17 protein-coding genes and 2 tRNA genes are annotated in these 16,655 nt (G+C 54.7%); 10 read left to right on the forward strand and 9 right to left on the reverse strand.

Features of this window, described 5'->3' with window-relative positions:
• Window positions 1-22: 22 nt before the first annotated feature.
• The gene (locus E3E23_RS04870) at window positions 23-361 is read left to right on the forward strand and encodes a signal recognition particle protein Srp19 (protein ID WP_167907450.1); all 339 of its coding nucleotides are present in this window, start codon (window positions 23-25) and stop codon (window positions 359-361) included.
• Here E3E23_RS04870 and E3E23_RS04875 read toward each other — a convergent pair whose 3' ends face one another.
• Window positions 362-607 carry an Lrp/AsnC family transcriptional regulator gene (locus tag E3E23_RS04875; RefSeq protein ID WP_014789277.1) on the reverse strand — a complete coding sequence of 82 codons (246 nt, stop codon included), beginning with the start codon at window positions 605-607 and terminating at the stop codon, window positions 362-364. It abuts the gene before it with no gap.
• A gap of 225 nt (window positions 608-832) precedes the next feature.
• Between E3E23_RS04875 and E3E23_RS04880 the strand changes: the two genes are divergently transcribed.
• The 5 genes from E3E23_RS04880 to E3E23_RS04900 are packed head-to-tail and all read left to right on the forward strand — an operon-like array spanning window position 833 to window position 7,201.
• Window positions 833-2,995, forward strand: coding sequence for an ABC transporter substrate-binding protein (locus E3E23_RS04880; protein ID WP_167906878.1), 2,163 nt, complete (start codon window positions 833-835; stop codon window positions 2,993-2,995).
• 59 nt (window positions 2,996-3,054) lie between these two features.
• A complete protein-coding gene (locus tag E3E23_RS04885) occupies window positions 3,055-4,056 on the forward strand; it encodes an ABC transporter permease (RefSeq protein ID WP_167906880.1) in 1,002 nt (333 codons plus the stop codon).
• 9 nt (window positions 4,057-4,065) lie between these two features.
• The gene (locus tag E3E23_RS04890; RefSeq protein ID WP_167906882.1) at window positions 4,066-5,241 is read left to right on the forward strand and encodes an ABC transporter permease; all 1,176 of its coding nucleotides are present in this window, start codon (window positions 4,066-4,068) and stop codon (window positions 5,239-5,241) included.
• Entirely contained in the window at window positions 5,234-6,214 is a 981-nt protein-coding gene (locus E3E23_RS04895; RefSeq protein ID WP_167906884.1) for an ABC transporter ATP-binding protein, read from the forward strand. The genes E3E23_RS04890 and E3E23_RS04895 overlap by 8 nt, the downstream gene beginning before the upstream one ends.
• A 9-nt stretch (window positions 6,215-6,223) precedes the next feature.
• Window positions 6,224-7,201, forward strand: a complete 978-nt coding sequence (locus E3E23_RS04900; RefSeq protein ID WP_167906886.1) for an ABC transporter ATP-binding protein — start codon at window positions 6,224-6,226, stop codon at window positions 7,199-7,201.
• Here the strand turns inward: E3E23_RS04900 and E3E23_RS04905 are convergent.
• A complete protein-coding gene (locus tag E3E23_RS04905) occupies window positions 7,198-7,767 on the reverse strand; it encodes a hypothetical protein (protein ID WP_167906888.1) in 570 nt (189 codons plus the stop codon). The genes E3E23_RS04900 and E3E23_RS04905 overlap by 4 nt on opposite strands.
• Before the next feature lie 71 nt (window positions 7,768-7,838).
• On the opposite strand from E3E23_RS04905, the gene E3E23_RS04910 reads away from it, so the two are divergent.
• Window positions 7,839-10,022, forward strand: a complete 2,184-nt coding sequence (locus E3E23_RS04910) for an ATP-dependent DNA helicase (RefSeq protein WP_167907452.1) — start codon at window positions 7,839-7,841, stop codon at window positions 10,020-10,022.
• A gap of 176 nt (window positions 10,023-10,198) precedes the next feature.
• A complete protein-coding gene (locus tag E3E23_RS04915; RefSeq protein WP_167907454.1) occupies window positions 10,199-10,756 on the forward strand; it encodes a dephospho-CoA kinase in 558 nt (185 codons plus the stop codon).
• Here E3E23_RS04915 and E3E23_RS04920 read toward each other — a convergent pair.
• Window positions 10,742-11,551 (reverse strand): ZIP family metal transporter, encoded by an 810-nt coding sequence (locus E3E23_RS04920; protein WP_167906890.1) that lies wholly within the window; start codon window positions 11,549-11,551, stop codon window positions 10,742-10,744. The genes E3E23_RS04915 and E3E23_RS04920 overlap by 15 nt on opposite strands.
• A 70-nt stretch (window positions 11,552-11,621) precedes the next feature.
• Between E3E23_RS04920 and E3E23_RS04925 the strand changes: the two genes are divergently transcribed.
• The gene (locus E3E23_RS04925) at window positions 11,622-12,029 is read left to right on the forward strand and encodes an RNA-binding domain-containing protein (RefSeq protein WP_167906892.1); all 408 of its coding nucleotides are present in this window, start codon (window positions 11,622-11,624) and stop codon (window positions 12,027-12,029) included.
• Between the two features lie 12 nt (window positions 12,030-12,041).
• Here the strand turns inward: E3E23_RS04925 and E3E23_RS04930 are convergent, their stop codons facing one another.
• From E3E23_RS04930 to E3E23_RS04945, 4 genes are read right to left on the reverse strand one after another with little or no spacing between them, the layout of a single operon-like run.
• Window positions 12,042-13,319, reverse strand: a complete 1,278-nt coding sequence (locus tag E3E23_RS04930; RefSeq protein ID WP_167906894.1) for an ABC transporter permease — start codon at window positions 13,317-13,319, stop codon at window positions 12,042-12,044.
• On the reverse strand, window positions 13,316-14,074 hold the full coding sequence (locus E3E23_RS04935) for an ABC transporter ATP-binding protein (protein WP_167906896.1): 759 nt from the start codon (window positions 14,072-14,074) through the stop codon (window positions 13,316-13,318). Before E3E23_RS04935 ends, E3E23_RS04930 begins: the two co-directional genes overlap by 4 nt.
• Window positions 14,062-14,238 carry a hypothetical protein gene (locus E3E23_RS04940; RefSeq protein ID WP_167906898.1) on the reverse strand — a complete coding sequence of 59 codons (177 nt, stop codon included), beginning with the start codon at window positions 14,236-14,238 and terminating at the stop codon, window positions 14,062-14,064. The genes E3E23_RS04935 and E3E23_RS04940 overlap by 13 nt, the downstream gene beginning before the upstream one ends.
• A gap of 10 nt (window positions 14,239-14,248) precedes the next feature.
• A complete protein-coding gene (locus tag E3E23_RS04945) occupies window positions 14,249-14,446 on the reverse strand; it encodes a helix-turn-helix transcriptional regulator (RefSeq protein ID WP_167906900.1) in 198 nt (65 codons plus the stop codon).
• Window positions 14,447-14,590: 144 nt separating this feature from the next.
• Here E3E23_RS04945 and E3E23_RS04950 point away from each other — a divergent pair.
• Window positions 14,591-14,678: transfer RNA gene (locus E3E23_RS04950), tRNA-Leu, on the forward strand.
• An 815-nt stretch (window positions 14,679-15,493) separates the two neighbouring features.
• On the opposite strand, the gene E3E23_RS04955 is transcribed toward E3E23_RS04950, so the two are convergent.
• Window positions 15,494-15,571, reverse strand: a tRNA-Val gene (locus E3E23_RS04955).
• Window positions 15,572-15,614: 43 nt separating this feature from the next.
• Window positions 15,615-16,409 carry a diphthine synthase gene (gene dph5 / locus E3E23_RS04960; RefSeq protein WP_167907456.1) on the reverse strand — a complete coding sequence of 265 codons (795 nt, stop codon included), beginning with the start codon at window positions 16,407-16,409 and terminating at the stop codon, window positions 15,615-15,617.
• Window positions 16,410-16,655 lie beyond the last annotated feature (246 nt).

Consider the following 16,655-nt stretch of genomic DNA (forward strand, 5'->3'; position numbering starts at 1 on the left):
TTAAACCTTTTAGGTGGAAGAAATGAGAAAGTTCGTGGTGTGGCCCAACGAGCTCGATGCACGGCTCAGCAGGAAATACGGGCGCGCCGTTGGCAAGAGCTTTGCTGTCGATGGGCCCACGATTCGGGAAATCATCGATGCCGCAGAAAGTCTTGGGATGAAAATCATTGAGGTCGACGAGAACAAGCTCAATCCAAGGCTGGCAGGACTCGATGAGGAGTACAGAAGGCGTGGAATGGTCAGGATAGAGAGCAAACACCCCAAGGGTAAGAGTCTCAAGATGATAGGTCAGAAAATCGGAGAAATCAGGAGAACTCGCTCTAAGGGCAAGAAGTCCAAATCCAAGAGGAGAAAGAGGTAATCACTCCTCTTCTTCCATTTCTACGACGATAGCGGTCGTTGTATCGATAACCCCATCGATGTTATGGATGTCATGGAGTATTTTTCTGGTCAGCTCCCCGAGGTCCTTGGCCTCGATGTGGACTATCGCATCGTAGGGCCCGGTAACTGCATCGGCCTTGGTGACCCCAGGAATCTGCTTAAGGGCCTCTATGACGCTTTCTACTTTTCCAATCTCAACGGTCAATAAAACGTACGACCTAACCATTTTTTCACCACCGCGGAAAGGTTTTCGTTTTTATTTACTCTCACACATCATTTAAGCTTTTCGTAGTTTTTTCGGGGCGCCCCCTGCTGCGAATTTAAACCCAATGAGATTTAATAACCAATGGTACATTGAAAGGGCCACCAGAGCACTAATGTACCCATCGAAAGATTTATTACTCACTCGATTGTAGGAAACTATGCCCTCAATGAACAGGGGTGGTATTTAATGAAGGCGAAGGGTGCAATAACCCTACTGGTTGTTTTTTTGGTGGTTTTTTCAGTAGTGGCCAGCGGCTGTATCAGCGGCTCTGAGAACACAACGACATCCACCGCTGAAACCCCGACCCAGAGCTCACCGACGACGAGCACACAGGCCGAAACCGGCACCTCCACGCAGAGCGGTTCTCAAACCTCAGCCCTGGGTGGGCCCGGCATCATAGAGATGGACAAGGTGTACGTGATAGTCACTGACAAGAGCGTCATCGTTGTTGGCCCGAAGGGTGAGAAGCCGACCGTCGAGCTTCCCGAAGGAAAGAAGGTTATAACCGTCAGCTACGTCGTCGACGAAGCCAACACGCCGGACGTCAAGACCCTCATGGAGAAGGGCCAGGGATTCGGTGCGATTAACCCAGCGTTCTTCCGCGATGAGCACGTCGATGCCCTCGTCGTCGCCGCGAGGAGGGAAACCGACCCGACGATAAGAACCGAGCTCTTTAAGGCGCTCTACATCCTCGGAAACAAGTTCGTTCCTGAGGTCATTCTCGGCCAGAATATACAGCTCCGCGTCTACTGGGACTGGGTCAAGGGACGCTATTACCACCCGACCCTCGCCGAGCGCTACGACCTCCTCACCGAGGACCCGAACGCTCCGGTCGTCAAGATAGGCATCAAGGACTACACCAACGATCCCGAGACCTATGTCATAGCCACCGCGGGCTGGCCGGAGAGCTTTGACCCGGCCATGACCTACGAGACCTTCGGCTGGCAGATATGGCACGAGATAGGCGACACCCTCGTCACCTACTGGAAGGAGGAGACCGAGGAGGTCAGCCCGGACCTCGCCGTCGCCTGGGCCCACAACGAGGACGGCACCGAGTGGTATTTCCTCATAAGGGGCGGCGTCAATGCTTACGACCCGTGGAACGACAAGACCTATCCGATTGACGCCACCGACGTTGCCTTCACCTTCCTCCGCGTTGAGAGGCTCGGCCACAGCGTCAGCTGGATGGTGAGCAGCTTCATGGACGTCAACGCCTCACAGGCACTAACAGAGGAGGAGTTCGACCAGTACCTCAAGGAGCACCCGCTCATAGCCGAGTACCGCGGCAAGACCGCCGAGATAAAGAGTCTCGACGACCTCAAGAAGTTCTTCGGCTACGACGGTCCGACCGCCGGCGTCTTCAAGCTCGTCCTCCCGCAGCCCTACACCCCTGTCCTCGGAATACTCTCCGACCCGTTCCTCAGCGTCGTCCCGATGGAGTACCTCCTCGGTGACAAGTACGAGGAGGCCCTCAAGGCGAGCGACAACGGCCACAACCCAGGGGCCTGGTGGAACTACCTGAGCGAGGGCAAGAGCGACCCGACCCACCAGCTCATGCACAACTACCCGGTCGGAACAGGTCCGTTCTACGTCAAGGACTACCAGAAGGACGCCTACATCGTGCTCGAGTACAACCAGCACTACTGGAACGCCACCGCCAACCCAGGCCACGAGAGGGTCATATACATCATCAACAGCGACCCGATGGCGAGGATAAACCTGTACAAGACCGGAACGGCCGATGCAGTCGCGATACCGCCCGAGAAGATGGACACCGTCAAGGGCCTCGAGCTCAAGGGCTTCAAGTCGATTGTCCAGACCGACATAGTCGAGCCCGTGCTGACCTTCCTCGTCTTCAACACCCAGAGGGAGCCCTTCAACGACCCGAAGGTCAGGGAGGCCCTCGCCTACGCTGTTCCCTACGAGCAGATAGCCAAGGTCGTCTACCAGGAACTCCTCGCCAGGAACTGGGGACCGATACCGAAGCCGTGGCCGGGCTACACCGAGGAGGGCATCACTAAGTATGACTACAACCTCGCCAAGGCCAAGCAGCTCCTCAACGAGGCCGGCGTCGACCCGACCAAGTACAAGATTGAGCTAATATACAACGAGGGCAACGCGGCCCGTGAGAAGATAATGACCCTCCTCCAGAACGTCTGGAGCCAGCTCGGCTTCCAGGTTACCGTCAACAGCTACAACTGGCCGACCTACCTCGACAAGACCGAGCACGGCGAGTACGACGTCTACATCGTCGGATGGGTTCCAGACTACCTCGACTCCGACAACTGGGTCGGCCCGTTCCTCTACGGAGCCACGGAGTTCGAGAGCGTTGAGGTCAGCGTTAGCTGAGCCCTTTCTTTTCTTTTGAATTTCTAATCCGAGAAGCTAAGAGCACAGGGGGGATCAAGTTGGCGAACCTCAAGAAGTTCCTAATAAGGAGGCTCCTGACGTTTATACCCACGCTCATCGGCGTCACGCTCATAGTTTTTCTCATCGCCTACGTCATTCCGGCCGATGTCGCGCGCGCCTGGGCCGGCGGCGAGAAGGCGAGCCAGCAGTACATAGAGCAGATAAGGAAAGAATACCACCTCGACGAGCCCTGGTACGACCAGTACTGGTTCCTGATAAGCGGCCTCGCGAAGAACAGCATCGTCGACCCAAGGACTTCCAACTACGTCTTCGACGACATAAAGGAGAGGTTCCCAGTAACGTTTGAGCTGGCCCTGGTAGCGTTCTTCTTCATAATAATAATCGGAATTCCCCTGGGCATAATCTCCGCCCTCAAGAGAAACACCTGGATAGACACCCTCATAAGGTTCTTCGCCCTTACCGGCGTCTCAATGCCCGTTTTCTGGCTCGGTTACTTGCTCATATACGTGTTCTTTGTGAAGGTCCACTGGATAACCCTCGCGGGCTTCCCCGCCCCTCCGGAGCACCAGATAACCCACATACCGATGATAGACGCCCTCCTGACGGGAGACTTCCAGACCTTTGCCCAGCACCTGCACAGGCTCTGGCTTCCGGGCTTCACGCTCGGCTTCATGGGCGCCGGAGTTCTGGCGAGGTTCGTCAGGAACAGCTTCCTTGAGGCGATAAACAGCGACTACGTTGCTTTCCTCAAGGCGAAGGGCGTTCCAAAGAGGAGTATCTACCGCCACACCCTCAAGAACGCGATGGTGCCGATAGTTACCGTCCTCGGCCTCCAGTTTGGAGGTTTACTCGGAGGAACGCCGATTACCGAGACGGTCTTCGGCCTGCCGGGAATGGGCTCCTACGTCTTGGACTCAATCAGGAACCTCGACTTCCCAGCGGTGGTGGCAATAACCCTCGTTTTCGCGTTGATATTCCTCATAACGAACCTCGTGGTTGACATACTCTACGCCCTGATAGACCCAAGGGTGAGGTACTGAGGTGATAAAATGAGCAGGGAGGAGTACAAGAAAAACGTCCTCGACAGGTTTTCTGACTGGCTCATCGAGGCCATAGGCTCTTTCATCAGCCTTTTCAAAAAGGACTGGAAGAGGAAGAACCGCTCCAAGATGGAAGAGTGGAAGCTCATGCTCTACGCCCTCAACCGCTCGCCCCCGGGCTTGATAGGCCTCGCCCTCGTGCTGATGTTCGTGTTCCTCGGAATATTCGGCCCGAGCCTCGCACCGTGGAGCTACCGCTTCTTCCCGACCAACTACAACTTCGAGACATACCTCGCGCCGCCGGGCTCGAGCTTCGTTCTTAACGTCACTGAGATCCGGGGAGACCAAGTTATCAGCTACATTACCACCATACACTACCCGCTCGGCGCCGACCACTACGGAAGGGACCTGCTCAGCCTCATCCTCTACGGCGCCAGGGTTTCCTTCGTGATATCAATACTCGTCGTTGCCCTCGGAGTTCCGCTCGGCATAATCCTGGGACTAATAGCGGGTTACTACGGCGGCAAGGTTGACGAGCTCGTGATGCGCATCACCGACGTCTTCCTTGCCTTCCCGGCGCTCATACTGGCGATAGCGTTCTCAGCTGTGCTCCCCCAGAGGCTCCAGGACTTCATCTCGGCCCATGAGTCGGTTCAGAGCTTCGTGCTCTGGCTCTTCGCCCTTGAGCCCCAGGATGCAGGCAACCTCGGAAAGCTGCTCGCGGTTATACTGGCAATGATAATCGTCTGGTGGCCGGCATACGCAAGGATAACCCGTGGCTCAACGCTTACCGAGAGGGAAAACCTCTACGTTGAAGCCGCCAGAGCGATAGGGCTCAGCTCAAGGACGATAATGTTCAAGCACATCCTCCCCAACATCATCGGCCCAATACTCGTCTACATCACCCTTGACTTCGGCGGTGTCATACTGATGGAGGCCGGCCTGAGCTTCCTTGGCCTCGGAGCAACGCCGCCGATAGCAGACTGGGGAAGGATAGTCTACGACGGCTCCCAGTACTTCCCGGAGAAGTGGTGGCTGGTTACGTTCTCGGGATTCATGATAATGCTCGTCGCCCTTGGCTGGAACCTGCTCGGAGACACGATGAGGGACATCCTCGACCCGAAGACGAGGAGGAGCATAGAGTTCAAGGTCAAGAAGAGCAAGGAGGGTGAGAGCAATGCCTGAGCCGATTCTTGAAGTTCGCGATTTAACTGTTCACTTCTACACCTACGCCGGCATAGTCAAGGCCATCGAGAAGGTTTCTTTCGACGTCTACCGCGGCGAGACCTTCGCGCTCGTCGGCGAAACCGGCTGCGGAAAAAGCGTGACCTCGAGGGCATTAACTCAGCTCATCGAGAGCCCCGGAAGAATAGTTGAGGGAAGCGTTCTCTACCACAGGGAGGACGGTTCCACAGTCGACCTGCTCAAGCTGAGCGAGGAGGAGATAAGGGAAATCAGGGGCAACGAAATAGCCTACATCTTCCAGGACCCACACGCCTCGCTTGACCCGCTCTACACCGTCGGCTATCAAATAGCCGAGGCGATGGTCGTCCACAAAACAGTCAAAGACTGGAAGGAGGGCTTCAAGCGGGCCGTCGACATACTCAGGCACGTTCTAATTCCCGACCCAGAGAGAAGGGTGAAGAACTATCCACACGAGATGAGCGGAGGAATGAAGCAGCGTGTCGTGATTGGAATCGGCGTCTCCAACAACCCCAAGATTCTCATCGCGGACGAGCCCACCACCGCCCTCGACGTTACCGTCCAGGCGCAGATACTCGACCTCATGAACAAACTAAAGCAGGAATACAACACGACGGTCATACTGATCACCCACAACATGGGCGTCGTCGCCGAGATGGCCGATCGCGTGGCCGTTATGTACGCGGGCAAAATCGTTGAGATTGGCTCGGTAGAGCAGATATTCAAGAACCCGCTGCACCCCTACACCCAGGGACTCCTCAGGGCCGTTCCCAACCCTCTCGGAAAGATAGACAGGCTTGAGACGATTCCAGGGACTGTTCCAAACCTCATAGAGCCCCCGAGCGGCTGCCGCTTCCATCCCCGTTGCCCAAGGGTCATGGGCGTGTGCAGGCAGAAGGTTCCCGAGCTGAAGGAGATAGAGCCCGGTCACTTCGTTGCCTGCCACCTTTACTGAGGTGATAGCATGAGCGAGCCGATACTCAAGGTTGAGAACCTAAAGAAGTACTTCCCGATCAGGGGTCTCTTCAGGACGATCGGCTACGTCAAGGCGGTCGATGGGGTAAGCTTCGAGATAAACCGCGGCGAGACCTTCGGCCTCGTTGGCGAAAGCGGCTGCGGCAAGACCACGACCGGAAGGACGATACTCCGCCTGATAGAGCCCACGGACGGAAAGATAATCTTCCAGGGCAAGGACGTCACCCACCTGAAGGGCGAGGAGATGAAGTGGTTCAGGAGAAAAGCCCAGATAATGTTCCAGGACCCGTACTCGTCGCTCAACCCCAGGCAGACGGTCTTTGAAATCATCATGGAACCCGTCCGCTTCCACGGCATCCAGGTGAACGACCCGGAGGAGTTCGTGGTGGGGCTCCTCGAGAGCGTCGGCCTCAACGAGATGCACCTCTACCGCTACCCCCATGAGTTTTCGGGCGGCCAGAGGCAGCGCATAGCCCTCGCGAGGCTCCTGGCGCTTAAACCAGAGTTCATAGTCCTCGACGAGCCAACTTCAGCTCTGGACGTCTCCGTCCAAGCAAACATCCTCAACACGCTGAAGGACCTCCAGAGGGAGCACGGCTTTACATACCTCTTCATCAGCCACGACCTCGGCGTTGTGAAGTACATGAGCCACAGGATGGGCGTGATGTACCTTGGCAAGCTCGTTGAGGTCGGCCCCGCTGAGAGGATATTCGAGAACCCGCTGCACCCGTACACGAAGTTCCTCCTCTCAGCCATACCTGTTCCGGACCCAGACCTCGCCAGGGAACTCAAGGAGAAGCGCATGAAGGTCGAAGGCGAGCCGCCGAGCCCGATAAACCCGCCCGCCGGCTGTCGCTTCCACCCGCGCTGTCCCTTCGCGGAGGAGAGGTGCAGGAAGGAGAAACCTCCGCTCATCGAGGTCGAGAAGGACCACTACGTCGCCTGCTGGCTCTACGCCAAGTTTTAGGCCTTTTCTTCCTTCTCCCATTTCAGCCACGCGAGCGCCATTCCAGCCCCGGGGTCTATTTTGAACAGCTCTCTGTAAACGGGGTCGCCCACTTCGCTCCCGTTTATCTCAACCTCCAGGAAAGCGTAGCCGTAGGGCCTCACAAAGGTCCGTTCGAGGTCCTTCGGCTTCTTCGCCCCGAGCACCTTCTGCAGTATCGCCAGCGCCAAAAGAGCCTCGCGGTTCTCCTTTGCTAGCTCTTCGTCCCTGTCAATGTGCCTCTGGTGCCCCGTAGGGATGCCGATGATGCGCCACACGTTCCAGCGCCTCATGTGGTCAGTTCGCTTCCTGAACCCCTCTCCACTCAGCTCGTAGAGGGCCAGGAAAAGCTCCCTCAAGTAGTTCTCCAAGCCGTCATCGTCAAGCAGAAGAACCGGTGGCCTGTCCATTGTCCACTCAAGGTCATCGGCCTTCCTTATCAGAGTCGCCCGCCTCTCGAGCTTCGCAACCCTGAGCGAGAAGTATGCATCGACGCCGTATTTCCCCGTCTTCGTCTCGAACAGGACGTAGGGAATCCTCACCCTCATGCTCTCCCCCACAACCTTAGGGGGGATAAGCATATAAAACCGCCGGCGGAATGAAACCGGACGTGAGGGTTATGAGAATTGAGGAGCTTCCCGTTGATGAGCGAGTTAAAAGGATCATCCGGGAGAGAGGCATAGAGGAGCTCTATCCCCCTCAGGCCAAAGCTTTGAAGAGCGGGGTGCTTGAGGGGAAGAACCTAGTCCTTGCCATCCCTACGGCCAGCGGGAAAACCCTCGTTTCTGAGATAGTGATGGTCAACAAACTCCTGCGTGAGGGCGGAAAAGCGATCTATCTCGTCCCTCTTAAGGCCCTCGCCGAGGAGAAGTACCGCGAGTTCAAAGCCTGGGAAGTGCTGGGACTGCGCGTCGCGGTGACGACGGGGGATTATGACTCCACTGATGAGTGGCTCGGAAAGTACGACATAATAGTCGCCACCGCCGAGAAGTTCGACTCCCTCCTGAGGCATGGTTCAAGCTGGATTAGGGACGTCAAGCTCGTAGTCGCGGACGAAGTCCACCTCATAGGCTCCTACGATAGAGGAGCAACGCTGGAGATGATTCTCAGCCATATGCTCGATAAGGCTCAAATCCTAGCCCTGAGCGCCACCGTTGGAAACGCAGAAGAGTTGGCAGAGTGGCTCAACGCTGAGCTCGTTGTGAGCGACTGGCGTCCGGTGGAGCTGAGAAAGGGAGTCTTCTCCCACGGCCAGCTCTTCTGGGAGGACGGTAAAATAGACCGGTATCCTTCGAGCTGGGATTCCCTTGTGGTTGATGCAATAAAAAAGGGCAAGCAAGCACTCGTCTTTGTGAACACGAGACGCTCGGCTGAAAAGGAGGCAGTTAGCCTTGCCTCCAAGGTTTACAGACTCCTCACGAAGCCCGAGCAGAGAAAGCTGGAGGAGCTGGCGGAGTCGCTGGAGAGTAACCCCACCAACGACAGGCTGAGGGAAGCACTGAAGAAGGGTGTGGCTTTCCACCATGCTGGGCTGGGGAGGAGCGAGAGGACGGTGATAGAAGATGCCTTCAGGGAAGGCCTGATTAAGGTAATAACAGCGACTCCGACGCTTTCTGCTGGAATAAACCTCCCCGCGTTTCGCGTCATAATACGGGACACCAAGCGCTACTCCAACTTCGGCTGGGTGGACATACCTGTCTTAGAGGTTCAGCAGATGATGGGGCGCGCTGGAAGGCCCAAGTACGACAAGCGCGGAGAGGCCATAATAGTGGCCAAGACCGAGGATCCAAAGAAGCTGATGGAGCGCTACGTCTTTGGAAAGCCGGAAAAGCTCTTCTCAATGCTATCTAACGAATCGGCCTTCAGGGGACAGATTCTGGCCCTAATCACCAACTTCGGCATCGGAAACTTCCGCGAGCTGATAGAGTTCCTTGAGAGGACATTCTACTTCCACCAGAGGAGCGACACCTCTCAGCTGGAGTGGAAGGCGAAGGAGATAGTCTACTTCCTCATCGAGAACGAGTTCATAGACCTTGACCTTAACGACCATTTCATGCCCCTGCCATTCGGCAGAAGAACGTCGCAGCTCTACATAGACCCGCTCACGGCCAAGAAGTTCCGCGATGCGTTCCCAAAGCTGGAGAAGAATCCAAATCCCTTTGGAATCTTCCAGTTGATAGCCTCCACACCAGACATGGGCACGCTGAACGCGCGCAGGAAGGAGATGGAGGACTATCTCGACCTGGCATACGAGATGGAAGAGAAGCTCTACGTCAACATCCCCTACTGGGAGGACTACGCCTTCCAGAGCTTCATCAACGAGGTAAAAACGGCAAAAATCCTCCTCGACTGGATAAACGAAGTGCCCGAGACGAGGATATACGACACCTACAACATAGACCCCGGCGACCTCTACAGAATCCTCGAGCTTGCTGACTGGCTGATGTATTCACTCATCGAGCTCTACAAGCTCTTCGAGCCGAAGGAGGAGGTTTTAGCTTACCTCAGGAATCTCCACCTCCGCCTGAGGCACGGTGTTAGGGAAGAGCTCCTCGAGCTCGTCAGGCTACCCAACATCGGCAGGAAGAGGGCGAGGGCGCTCTATAACGCGGGCTTCAGGACGCAGGAGGACATAATCAGGGCCAAGGTGAGCGAGCTCCTCGCGGTCGAGGGGATAGGTATGAAGGTCATCGAAGGGCTGTTCAGGCACTTCGGCGTTGAGCTTCCAGGGGCATCAAAGAAAGGAACAGACGAGAGAAACCCCAAAAAGCGCAGGGGAACGCTCGACGACTTCCTTAGATAATTACATCGTCCCCAACCTTCACTGGGAGGAAAAAGCAGTGACATCAAAGACGATACCATAATCTATTCCAGAACTGACCTCCTTCCCGCCCTGAAGAGCGAGGCTTGAAAAAGAGAAAAGTCACTGAACGTGGATTAAATTTTTAAACTCCCATCTTTTACGTTGGCGTGGGCACTATGATAATCATCGTAACTGGAATGCCGGGTTCTGGAAAGAGCAAAATCGTCTGGGAGTTCGCCAGGAGAGGAATCCCTCACGTTTCTATGGGAGACGTCGTAAGGGAAGAGGCGGAGCGCAGGGGAATCCCCAAGACCAAGGAGGGCATGGCGAAGGTTAGCATCCGCCTGAGGCAGGAGCTCGGACAGAATGCAGTAGCAAAACTCACTGTTCCGAAGGTAAGGGAGCTCCTTGAGAAGCACCGGGTGGTAATCATCGACGGCGTCCGCTCGCTCGACGAGATAGGAACCTTTAGGAGCGCCTTTCCCGATGAGGAGATCGTTATCGTTGCCGTCCACACCCCGCCGAAGCAGCGCTTCGAGAGGCTCAGAGAGAGGGGAAGGAGCGACGACCCGCAGAGCTGGGAGGACTTCGAGGAGCGCGATTGGAAGGAGCTCAAGTTCGGCATAGGCAACGTCATAGCGATGGCCGACTACATGATAGTCAACGACGGACCGAAGGAAGAATATGAGAAAAAGGTCAAGGAGCTCGTGGAGAGGATTTTAGCCGAGCATTGAGTCAAGGAACAGCATCACGTAGAAGCCCACAAAGAAACCAAGGGTTACGAGTATGTCGTTCTCTTCTCTTTTGTATATCTCGGGAATCATCTCCTTGACAGTAACGTAGAGCATCGCCCCTCCCGCGAGTCCGAGACCGTAGGGTAGAGACCACTCGAAGGCCGTGAAGAAGACCGCCCCAATGATGACCATCGCCATCTCGGCCAGTCCGCTGAGGATGCCTATGAGGATTGGCTGGAGGCGCTTCTTCTGGATGACCGCGAGGGGAAGGGAAACCACAGTCCCCTCCGGGAAGTCCTGGATGCCTATCGCTATGGCCGTCACGAGGCCAACCTCAAGGTTGTAGATGAGAGAAGTGCCGATAGCCAAGCCCTCGGGAAGGTTGTGGATTACGAGTGCGAAGACGAGGAGCCAGGCCTTTCTGAGCTTGTTCTCCAAATCGCTGGGCCCCTCATAGCCCTTAACCATGTGCTCGTGGGGAATGATGCGGTCTATCAGGAAGACCAGCAGCACACCGAGGGCTATACCAATCCCGGCAGGGGCAAAGCTACCCGTGCTATCTATCGCCGGGAGGATTAAGCTCGTAAAGCTAGCCACTATCATGACGCCGGCGGCGAAGCTGAGGCTGAAGTCCACGCCCCTCTCGGGTATGTTCTTGGCGAAGATGGCAACCATTGCGCCGAGAGAAGTCATCACGGCCACGAACAGGCCCGCGTAGAAAGATACCCAGAGAATGCTACCCCCAGAGATTCCAAGCAGCCACTCGGCCAGGTTCGTGATGGAGTTCTCTAACACAGTTAGGTCACCCTAATTAATTCGTGGGTTGGTTTTATAAGCTTTGGGTAGAGCCAATAGCGGTGGGAACATGTTTGAGGAAGTCGAAGTTGAGGCTTACGTTTATCCAACTGAGGATATCGAGAAGGTCAAAAAGGCCATGCTGAACCTCGTTCCAGAACTGGAGTTCGAGGCCTTCGATAGGGGCGACTACATCATTCTGACGGGCAGAACCAAGAGCAAGAAAGCCCTCCAGAGGCTTTACGAGCTCTTCCGCGGGCAGGCCATACTCGACACGGCGCGCTCTTTCCTTGAGGAGGGCTACTTTGGTGAGGAGATCATAATAAAGGTCAACAAGCAGGCGGCATACGCCGGGAAGGTGAACTTCAACGAGGAATCTCCCCTCGGCCCGATAACGATAATCATCCGCACGAAGGATCCCCACAGGCTGATGAAGTGGCTCGCCCCGAGGACGAAGGACGGAGTACCGATAGAATAAAAAAGAAATAGTTCACTCTCTTTTCTTCCTCCCCCAGCTTATCTTCGCCGTCAGAACCTTCTCGGTTGAGAATATCCAGGCAGTAACGTAGAGCGTCAGCCCGGCCATAAGGGCGAGGTAGGCCACGCTGGGTAGCACGGGGGCGTAATCCCCAAGGAGTATGTGGCGGTAGTCCACTATGGGGTGCGTGAAGGGAATCGCCAGCAGGAGGTATTTGACGGCCACGGGCAGATCGTTGATGCCCGTGTACATCAGGAGGAAGGCCGGGAAGGCCAGTGGCATTATGACGGCGCTTACAACGGTGGTGGCGCTCTGGACGTCTTCGGCAAAGATAGCCAGTATCATCGCCAGGCTGAGGGCAAATATTATGGTCAGGAAGACCACAAGGGAGAATAGGAGCATGCCCGTCGGAGTAACCTGGAGTCCGATGTCTTCAAGGGTTATGCCAACAGCGCCCAGTCCAAAGGAGCCGAGGTAGCTGCGCATTCCAATCATATAGGCTAAAGCCGCGACTAGGCCCATCACGGCGGTACCGAATATCTTCGCGCCGACTATCTTCGTCCTCGCCACCGGAAGCGTCAGGAGGGTCTCAAGGGTCTTGTTCTCCTTTTCAGCCGCCATCGCCCCTGCGGCCATCTGGGAGGTTATCATGACCATGAGGAAGACTATCATCGGTATCGAGAACGCCTGAGAGGCTATGACGTTGGAAACCAGACTTGGAGAGACGTCAACGACCTTGCCGTTGATTACCGACCTGCTCTCCGTCTCTATCGGCTGGAGGATGGCATCGGGATTCTGGGCACCGAGCTGTTCTACCTTTATCTTGGCTATCTCGTCTCCGAGAAGCCCTATAACCGCGTTTATCCTGCCCTCGCTGACGCTTTCCTTTATTCCTGCACCTATGGACGTAAATATCCCGTAAACCTGCACAGTAGCCTTCTCGTTGCCTTCCAGTTTAGCCGAGAAGTCCGGAGGAATTACAACCAAAACGTTCTGCTTCTCCACAACAGCCTTCCTGAGAGCCTCGTCGAGCGAGGTGGCGTTAATAACGGTAACGGTCACGTTTGGGGTAACCTCAAGGGCCTTTATGAGGACCTCCCCGTACTTCCCCTCATCGAAGTTCACTATGGCGACCTTAGTCTCGCCCTGGGCCTGCTCTATGCCGACGTTTATCACCTTACCCATGATGGGAAACAGGATGAGGGGAATCACCACGAGGCCAAAGAGAAGCTTCCTGTCCCTGAAGAGGTTCTTAAGCTCCTTCTTTGCCATCACCCAGAAGTCACTCATGAGCCCTCACCCCCGACGGGCTCGTTGATTTCAGCACCGACAGCCCTCATGAAGACCTCCTCAAGGTTTTTAGCGCCGTACTTATCCTTCAGCTCTGCTGGAGTGCCCATTTCAACTATCCTGCCCTGGTTGATGAGCGCCACTCGGTCGCAGAGGTACTCGACCTCCAGCATGTTGTGGCTCGATATGAGGAAGGTAACGCCCTCGTTCCTCGCGAAATCCCTTATGGTCTTCCGTATGGTGTAAGCATTGACTATGTCCAGCCCGCTCGCGGGCTCGTCTAGGATGGCCAGCTTCGGCTTCACCATCAGGGCCCTCGCGAGGAGGAGCTTCCTCGTCATGCCCTTGGAGTAAGTGGAGACCTTATCGTGGAGCCTCTCGCCGAGGTCTGAAATCTTGACACCGAGCTCAAGCATTTCCTCCACCTTTCTTCCACCCTTCGCGTATAGCCTCGCCATGAATTCGAGGTACTCGATGCCAGTGAGGTTTTTGTAAGCCCCTGCCTCCTCCGGCAGGTAGCTTATCAGCTCCCTCACCTTCGGGGCATCTTTGACAACATCGTAACCAGCTATGATCGCCTTCCCAGCGGTTGGCTTCAATAAGGTGGCGAGTATTTTCAGCGTAGTGCTCTTACCTGCGCCGTTTGGCCCTATCAGACCAAATATCTCACCCTCTTTAACCTCAAAGCTTATCCCCTTTAGGGCTTTAACCTTCCCATAGTCTTTTTCGAGGTTTTCAACTTTTATGACCGCCATTTAGCAACCCTCCTGTCGTATTCAAGGAGTATCACTCCAAACGTTGCAAACAGTGCTCCAACGATGATCATGGGGTTGAAATGCATGTAACTCCCTGAAAATGCAAAAAGAAGTCCAATGAAGACCGACCACCACGCTCTTTCCCTATATTTGCCCCGGAACATCCCACCACCCCTAATCACCTTCATACACAAATATATCCTCAATCTTAACGCCAAAAAAGCGCGCTATCCTGAAGGCTAGCTTAAGGGAGGGGTCGTATTTCCCCCTTTCAATAGCTATTATCGTCTGCCTCGTGACGCCTAAGGCTTTAGCGAGTTCCTCCTGGGTTAAGCCTCCGGCTTCCCTAAGCTCGCGGAGGCGGTTTTTCACTCACATCACCCGCTCGTAGTAGTACCCGAATCCCAGGCGAAGGATTGAAGTAACACGTTCATAACCGGTGTAAAGCTTCCTTTACATCCTTATAATCCTTGTTCCCTCAAAGTTTTTAAAGAGAGAACGAGAAGGTATCTCCGCGCGGGGGTTGCCGAGCCTGGCCAAAGGCGCGGGATTTAGGGTCCCGTCCCGCAGGGGTTCCGGGGTTCAAATCCCCGCCCCCGCACCATAAGAAACTTTTCTGAGGAAAAGTTTCATCAAAGTTCGTGATTCCTGTTTGCAGGTTTCTCGTGAAGGGATTTCGTTTCAATGGGCGCTTTTCGAAGGAATGCAGTCGTATTGATATACTTTTGAGTGGGTTTTTACTCCACCCGCACTCCTCCGGAGCGCTAAAGAAAGCAAACCCTCGACAAGTTAAACTTCAGAATTGCATTCCATCAGCAACTTGCCGTTCAAACGTGAAATCTCCAAAATTGGATGTGCACTGAAAAAGAATCACGAGCCTTTCGCCAGCCTTTCCCAAAGGCTGAGCGTTGACTGAAAAATCGCGTGCAATTCTAAATTGGTCTCTTGTGAAATAGGTTTACTCACCAGTTGCCAACTCTTCAGGGTTTCACTCTCCTCAAGGCGTCCGAAGGACGCCAGAATAAGGGCATAAACCTCTCAAAAAGCTTACTTTTGTACAAACCCCTTAAATCCGGGGTATTTGGTAGTGCACGCTTGATTTTCCGTCCTTGAGCAAGAAAGGAACACTTTGGTCAACCTTTGCTAGACAAAACTTGATAGCAAGAAGTTTGAATGTTTGGCTGGTAGAATTGGGTCAAGATGAGTTTGTACGTCCATTATTTATTGCCATTTATGATGGGACTCCGTTTAAATTCAAAGACTTTGACGTTTGTTCCTTTCTTCTGCGCCCGTAGGGCGCTAAATTGAGTTGAACACTCTAAACTTGCCCGTTAAAGAGCGAGTCCACTTGTAAGGTTGGCAGTTCAGAAGAGACGTACGAGCCTTGATCAAACTTCGCCTTCGCGAAGTTTGTAGAACTGGTGGGCCCGCGGGGCTTTGAACCCCGGACCTCCGCCGTGTGAGGGCGGCGTCATAACCAGGCTAGACCACGGGCCCGTCCCGGGAATAGTGGAAGGGAACGGAAATATAAAGCTTTCGCCTAGACTTCGTCGAGTATATCCCTCGGCGCACCGGCGAAGGCCACTAAGTATTCCGCCTCAACAATGTGCAGCCTTCCCGGAACGACCATAACGTGCGGCTGCCTTCCGAAGTCTTCCTTTAGCATGTCCTTAACGTAACCGGCTTTAAGCGTCGGCGTTAGCGAGCCGGCCCTGGCCAAAACGACTACCAGCGTATCAGGCGTGAAAACACCCTCCCCCTTCATCTCCTCAACCTGAAGGAGAATCTCCATCGCCTCGTTAGCCGTCATGTAGCGATTCTGATCGGCCTTTATGTCGAGGAAGAGCATCGTGTGAAGCCCTCGCTCTTTGTTCTCCTTTATCACGTCGTAGTGGCTCGTTGGAAACCAGTTCTTCTCTGGGTAAGCCACGGTTGCGCTCTTGCCGAACTTGTATATCTGGAGGCCGGTCATGGCTATGGCGGAATATATGCTCGGCGCGTGGATTACGTAGCTCTCAATGCCCAGCTCCTTCGCCCTTATGCGGAGGTCGGAGTGGGTGGTTGCCACCATAGGATCGCCAGCGGTTAGAAAGGCGACGTCCTTATCTTTTGCCTCACTCAAAACGATCCTCTCGAAGTGGAGCTCGACTTCCTCCCTGCTGAGTCTCCTGATGGGCTTCCCTATGAGCTCTTCAATTTTATCAAGCGTCGTCCCTGCCAAAAGCGAGGTGTAGAACTCGGCAAAGACGAGGTCGCATTTTCTGGCCATCTCAAGGCCCTTGAGCGTGATGTCTTTTTCGTCGTAGAGTCCCAACCCAATGAAGTATATCGCCATTTTCCCCACCGGCCCAGCGTAGGATAGGAGGTTTTTAAGGTTGACCTTCAAACGTGGGCAACTCTGAAACTGCATTTAATCTCCCAATTACTGTTAAACCGGGATTCAACTTAAAATGACTGGTTTAACGCGGGTTCACCTTGTTTTAGATGCCAGTAGGGCGTCAGGGTAGAGAGAACTCGCATAAATACTGCCATTCGGTGAATGAACCCCTCAACAAGCAAGCCAAGTAAGGAGAATGCACTG

This window comes from Thermococcus sp. CX2 (assembly GCF_012027555.1).
Lineage (GTDB): Archaea > Methanobacteriota_B > Thermococci > Thermococcales > Thermococcaceae > Thermococcus.

Coding starts and splice junctions, on each gene's coding strand:
- E3E23_RS04870 (WP_167907450.1), top strand. CDS start 23: ATGAGAAAGTTCGTGGTGTGGCCCAACGAGCTCGATGCACGGCTCAGC.
- E3E23_RS04875 (WP_014789277.1), bottom strand. CDS start 607: ATGGTTAGGTCGTACGTTTTATTGACCGTTGAGATTGGAAAAGTAGAA.
- E3E23_RS04880 (WP_167906878.1), top strand. CDS start 833: ATGAAGGCGAAGGGTGCAATAACCCTACTGGTTGTTTTTTTGGTGGTT.
- E3E23_RS04890 (WP_167906882.1), top strand. CDS start 4,066: ATGAGCAGGGAGGAGTACAAGAAAAACGTCCTCGACAGGTTTTCTGAC.
- E3E23_RS04895 (WP_167906884.1), top strand. CDS start 5,234: ATGCCTGAGCCGATTCTTGAAGTTCGCGATTTAACTGTTCACTTCTAC.
- E3E23_RS04900 (WP_167906886.1), top strand. CDS start 6,224: ATGAGCGAGCCGATACTCAAGGTTGAGAACCTAAAGAAGTACTTCCCG.
- E3E23_RS04905 (WP_167906888.1), bottom strand. CDS start 7,767: ATGAGGGTGAGGATTCCCTACGTCCTGTTCGAGACGAAGACGGGGAAA.
- E3E23_RS04910 (WP_167907452.1), top strand. CDS start 7,839: ATGAGAATTGAGGAGCTTCCCGTTGATGAGCGAGTTAAAAGGATCATC.
- E3E23_RS04915 (WP_167907454.1), top strand. CDS start 10,199: ATGATAATCATCGTAACTGGAATGCCGGGTTCTGGAAAGAGCAAAATC.
- E3E23_RS04925 (WP_167906892.1), top strand. CDS start 11,622: ATGTTTGAGGAAGTCGAAGTTGAGGCTTACGTTTATCCAACTGAGGAT.
- E3E23_RS04930 (WP_167906894.1), bottom strand. CDS start 13,319: ATGAGTGACTTCTGGGTGATGGCAAAGAAGGAGCTTAAGAACCTCTTC.
- E3E23_RS04935 (WP_167906896.1), bottom strand. CDS start 14,074: ATGGCGGTCATAAAAGTTGAAAACCTCGAAAAAGACTATGGGAAGGTT.
- E3E23_RS04940 (WP_167906898.1), bottom strand. CDS start 14,238: ATGTTCCGGGGCAAATATAGGGAAAGAGCGTGGTGGTCGGTCTTCATT.
- dph5 (WP_167907456.1), bottom strand. CDS start 16,409: ATGGCGATATACTTCATTGGGTTGGGACTCTACGACGAAAAAGACATC.